Source organism: Pseudonocardia pini, assembly GCF_013870575.1.
Taxonomy (GTDB): Bacteria; Actinomycetota; Actinomycetes; order Mycobacteriales; family Pseudonocardiaceae; genus Pseudonocardia; species Pseudonocardia pini.
The window spans coordinates 1-1,682 of sequence record NZ_JACBXB010000989.1; the positions used below are offsets into that span (position 1 = coordinate 1).

The following is a 1,682-nucleotide window of genomic DNA, read 5'->3' on the forward strand; positions in this document are numbered from 1 at the left end:
GGTGCCGCGGTCGCGGTTGCCCGAGGCGGTCGCGGCGATCGGCGCGATCTCCCGGCGCAGCGGGATCCGGATCGCGACGATGGCCCACGCCGGGGACGGCAACCTGCATCCGATCCTGGTCCTCGAGCCCGGCCGGGAGCTGGACGAGGACGTCTGGGCCACCGCGGGCGAGCTGTTCACCACCGCCCTGCGGCTCGGCGGCACGCTCACCGGCGAGCACGGCGTGGGCCTGCTCAAGCGCCGCTGGCTGCGAGACGAGCTCGGCTCCGACGTGCTCGACCTGCAGCAGGACCTCAAGGCGGTCTTCGACCCGCACCACGTGCTCAACCCCGGGAAGGCGCTCTAGACACGGCGTCGTCGCGGCCGAGCCCGCACCCGAACCGTTCCACGGGCGCCCGACGGCGTGCGCCCCACCGCACCGCGCCCACCCGCCGTTCCACAGGAGATGACCCATGAGCGTGCCGACCCAGACGCCCGGCTCCGACCGCACCGTCCCGCCCACCGCCGCCCGGCGCGCCGAGTTCATCAGCCTGTCGCACCTCAACCCGTCGACCGAGCTCGAGCCCGTGCCGAGCCGCGGGATCGACCTCGCCTACTTCCGCCGCTACGTCGCCACCCTGGAGGAGGCGGGCTACGACTACACGCTGCTGCCCTACGGCTCGGGCAGCGCCGACTCGTTCGTCGTCGCCTCGGCCGTCGGTCAGCTCACCGAGCGGATCAGGCCGATCGTGGCGGTCCGGCCGAACACGGCGTTCCCGCTGGTCGTGGCCCAGCAGCTGGCGACGCTCGACCAGCTCACCGAGGGCCGCGCGGTGGTGCACCTGATCAGCGGCGGCAACGACGCCGAGCAGGCCCGGCAGGGCGACTACCTGCCGAAGGAGCGTCGCTACGCCCGGACCAGCGAGTTCATCGGCCTGCTGCGTCGGGCGTGGACCGAGGAGGGGTCCTTCAGCCACGCCGGCGAGTTCTACCGCTTCGACGACTTCGGACCCGGCTTCCGCCCCTACGGCGACACCATCCCGATCTCGATCGGCGGCCAGTCCGACGAGGCCTTCGAGATCGGCGGCAGGCAGGCGGACGTCTTCAGCTTCTGGGGCGAGCCGCTCGCCGACATCCGCGCCCAGATCGAGCGGGTGCACGCGATCGCCGACGCCGCGGGCCGCTCGCGGCAGCGGATCTGGGTCACCTTCCGCCCGATCGTGGCCCGCACCGACGAGCTGGCCTGGCGCAAGGCCTACGACTACGCCGAGCGGATCGGCCGCACCTTCGAGCGGGCCGCCTACGGCAAGCAGTACCTGGTCGGCAAGGGTGCGCCGCAGAACGTCGGGTCGCAGCGGGCACTGGAGTTCGCCTCCCGCTCCGAGGTCTACGACCGGGCACTGTGGACCCGCACCGCCGCCGTCACCAACGCGGGCGGCGCCTCCACCGCGCTGGTGGGCACCCCGGAGACGGTCGCCGCCGCGATCGTCGACTACATCGACGTCGGCGCCGACCTGGTGTCGATCCGCGGCTACGACACCCTCGCCGACGCCCGTGAGTACGGCCGCTCGGTGCTGCCGCTGGTCCGCCAGGAGCTCGCGCACCGCGAGGCGACCGGGCAGCGGGGCGGCCTGCAGGCCGAGCACCCGGGCGCCTTCGCCCCGGGCTTCGACGCCGACGTCCTGGCGGGCGCGCGATGACGG

General features: G+C 73.7%; 2 protein-coding genes. Both read left to right on the forward strand.

Annotation, left to right across the window (positions count from 1 at the left end; translation table 11 throughout):
* On the forward strand, positions 1 to 346 hold a 346-nt coding region (locus H5J29_RS31690), incomplete at its 5' end, for an FAD-binding oxidoreductase (RefSeq protein WP_281376154.1).
* A gap of 106 nt (positions 347 to 452) precedes the next feature.
* Positions 453 to 1,679 (forward strand): LLM class flavin-dependent oxidoreductase, encoded by a 1,227-nt coding sequence (locus H5J29_RS31695; RefSeq protein WP_181784603.1) that lies wholly within the window; start codon positions 453 to 455, stop codon positions 1,677 to 1,679.
* Positions 1,680 to 1,682 lie beyond the last annotated feature (3 nt).